Here is a 1,984-nt window from a genome sequence, read left to right on the forward strand (position 1 = left end):
TAGCTTAAATAGTATTGCAATGAAACTGATTATTCATGCTGGAAATGCTAGAAATTTAGCAAATGAAGCTTTTGACTTAGCAAAAGATAGAAAATTCGAAGATTCTGTTAATAAAATGAAAGAATCAAATAGTGAAATTGTTCAAGCACATAATGCGCAGACAGAGGTCATTCAGGCTGAAGCGGGTGGAGAAGAATACGAATATTCACCATTATTTGCACATGCACAGGACACTTTAATGACAGTTTCCACAGAAATTAATATGATTTATAAATTTATAGAAATTTTAAAAATAATGTTTAAGGAGTGTAATTAAATGAGTGATTTATTTCCAAAAGGCTTTCTAATCGGCGGTGCTATTGCCGCAAATCAAGCCGAAGGTGCGTTCGATAAGGATGGAAAAGGATTAAGTACTGCTGATATTCAACCATATTTACCTGGAGTTGACAAAAAGAAATTGTATTTTAATAATATGGATTCTAATACTTTTGATGAGTATATTAATGGAGACTTCTATTATCCAAAGAGAAATGCTGTTCATTTTTATGATAGATATAAGGAATATATTGATAAGTTATCTGAAATGGATTGTCAAGTTTTGCGGTTATCAGTTGCGTGGACAAGAATATTTCCTAACGGAGATGACGATGAGCCGCTGGAAGATGGGCTAAAGTTTTATCAAGATCTCTTTGAATATATGAAAAAAAAGGGAATTGAGCCAATTGTAACTATTAACCACTATGAATTGCCATTGAAATTGGTTACTAAATATGGTGGATGGGCAAATCATAAGTTGATTGATCTTTTTGTTAAATATAGCAAAGTAATTATTAATAGATATCATGATTTAGTGAAGTATTGGATTGTAATTAATCAAATTAATTTAGTTCATTTAGAAGCGTTTGCCTCTTTGGGTGTTATTTATGATAAAGTGGATAATTATGAAAAAGTTAAGTATCAGGCAATTCATCACCAATTTGTCGCATCGGCAACTGTAACAAAATTTGCACACGAATTGGATTCAACATTGAAGATGGGAGTTATGATGGCAGATTATACGACGTATCCAATGACACCATCTCCAGAAGATACTGAATTGAATTTTGAAAGAAATAGAATGCAGTATTTCTTCAGCGATGTTTTAATTAGGGGAAAGTATCCTCAATATGCTTTGAACTATTTTAAGGCTAATGATATAAAATTGGATATTTTGGATTCAGAATTAACTGTTATTAATGAAAATACTGCTGATTTTCTATGTGTTAGTTACTATTATTCTAATGTGATAGATTCTAAAAAAGATAATATGAATCCAGCAAGTGTAGAGCCAAATCCATATATAAATGCCAACGAATGGGGATGGGGAATCAATCCTAAAGGACTATATATATGTTTGTCACAATACTGGGACAGATATCAAATTCCAATAATGATTGGTGAAAATGGTTTCGGATTTAATGATGTATTAACTAAAGATAATAAAATTCATGACGAGTATAGAATTGATTATACTAAAAAACATTTGGCTGCTGTTTTAAAGGCAATCAATAATGGTGCAAATATATTTGCATATTGTTCTTGGGCACCTTTTGATATTATTAGTGCGGGGACTGCTGAAATGGATAAAAGATATGGATTTATATATGTTGATTATGATAACTACGGCAAGGGCTCAGGAAGATTAATCGAAAAGGACTCCTTCAATTGGTACAAGAAAACCATTGATTCAAGGGGCTCAAATTTACATGAATAATTCTTTTAAACTATTTTAAAAGTACATCTTTTGATGTACTTTTTTTGACAAAATTTGTAGTGGAACATGTTTCACTGTGTGGAATTGATACCTAGAAGGATCTGAGGTAATGCGCTTTCAAAACAATCCCTGTATAATTCGAGATGTTTAAAAGAAACAAGTACGAAACTAAATGATAGCGAGGAAACCGACATGAAACATGATTTAGATACAGTCCAGTTGGTAGCTCCT

At 31.7% G+C, this 1,984-nt stretch carries 2 protein-coding genes; both read left to right on the forward strand.

Annotated elements, in window-relative coordinates:
* Positions 1 to 316 (forward strand): PTS sugar transporter subunit IIA (locus tag FHL06_RS12505; RefSeq protein WP_153386905.1); only part of this gene is annotated, 316 nt, incomplete at its 5' end.
* Complete coding sequence (locus FHL06_RS12510; RefSeq protein ID WP_153386907.1) at positions 317 to 1,753, forward strand: glycoside hydrolase family 1 protein; 1,437 nt, start codon at positions 317 to 319, stop codon at positions 1,751 to 1,753. It begins immediately after the preceding gene.
* Positions 1,754 to 1,984 lie beyond the last annotated feature (231 nt).

Source organism: Companilactobacillus halodurans (genome assembly GCF_009600985.1).
Lineage (GTDB): Bacteria > Bacillota > Bacilli > Lactobacillales > Lactobacillaceae > Companilactobacillus > Companilactobacillus halodurans.